General features: G+C 58.9%; 1 protein-coding gene. It reads right to left on the reverse strand.

The window, feature by feature from the left end:
- Positions 1-1191: condensation domain-containing protein (locus tag ABR397_RS22685; RefSeq protein ID WP_350307683.1), on the reverse strand; the 1191-nt coding region annotated here is incomplete at both ends.

Below are 1191 nucleotides of genomic sequence, written 5' to 3' on the forward strand. Positions count from 1 at the left end.
CCTGTGTGGCGTTGAAATCCATCAGCAATTGTTGTTGCTCTGTGACAGGTAGTATAGGCAGAGATGAAAGAGCTTGCGTCACATCCGCGACCATTGCTGTCAGCACGTTCTCAAGGTAACCCGTTATGCGGATCACGGTCTCCTGATCAAACAAATCGGTCGCATATTCCAGCCCCCCCACTAAACCGGCGTCGGTTTCAGTCAGCGACAGCGTCAGGTCAAATTGGCTGCTGCGCTGCGGTTGCTCAACAAGGGAGAGAGCCAGTCCGGGCAGCGTCAGCGCCTGAGCCGGGGTGTTGTTCAGCGCCAGCATGACCTGGAAGACCGGGCTGTAGCTCAGGCTGCGGGCCGGCTGCAATGCATCTACCACCTGTTCGAAAGGCAGGTCCTGATGAGTATAGGCCGCCAGTGTGCGTTCGCGAACCTGAGTAAGCAGTTCCGCCACTGTGTGGCACTGACCGGGTTCGATACGCAAAGCCAGCATATTGACGAAAAAACCAATTAATGCTTCGGTTTCGCTGTTCTGGCGGTTGGCCACGGGGGTACCGATGACGATATCGTCCTGACCGCTGAGGCGGGCAAGCACAACAGCCCAGGCCGCGAGCAGGGTCATAAACAGGGTGGTGCCCTGACGTTGCCCCAGTGCCTTGAGGGAAGTAAGGACTTCAGCATCCAGATGGAAAGGCGCCCGGCTGCCGGCATAGCGCTGTACTGATGGACGTGGCCGGTCCGTGGGCAATTCCAGCAGGGCAGGCGCGCCCTGCAATTGGGCCCACCAGAAATCACGTTGTTCGGTAAGGCGGTCTCCCTGCAACTCATTGCGCTGCCAGACGGCATAGTCGGCATACTGGATGGGCAGGGGCGGTAAAGCCGCCGTCTGACCGGCAAGAGCGGCCTGATAAAGCGCTGCCAGCTCGCGGACCATGATGCCGGTGGACCAGCCGTCGGAGATGATATGATGCTGGGTAAACAGCAGTACATGCTCCTCATCGGCCAATTGCAGCAATTGACCGCGGATCAGCGGGCCCTGAATGAGATCGAAGGGCGCACAGGCCTCGTATTCGGTGAGTTCAGCAACGCGCTTGGCACGGGCCGTTGCGTTCAGGGAACGCAGATCCAGACAGGAGAGTGAAAAGCCGATGTCTGTAGGCGCTATCTGCTGGCAGGGCTGACCGTCAACCCGCGTAAAGT

The organism is Photorhabdus viridis (assembly GCF_040256935.1).
Taxonomy (GTDB): domain Bacteria; phylum Pseudomonadota; class Gammaproteobacteria; order Enterobacterales; family Enterobacteriaceae; genus Photorhabdus; species Photorhabdus viridis.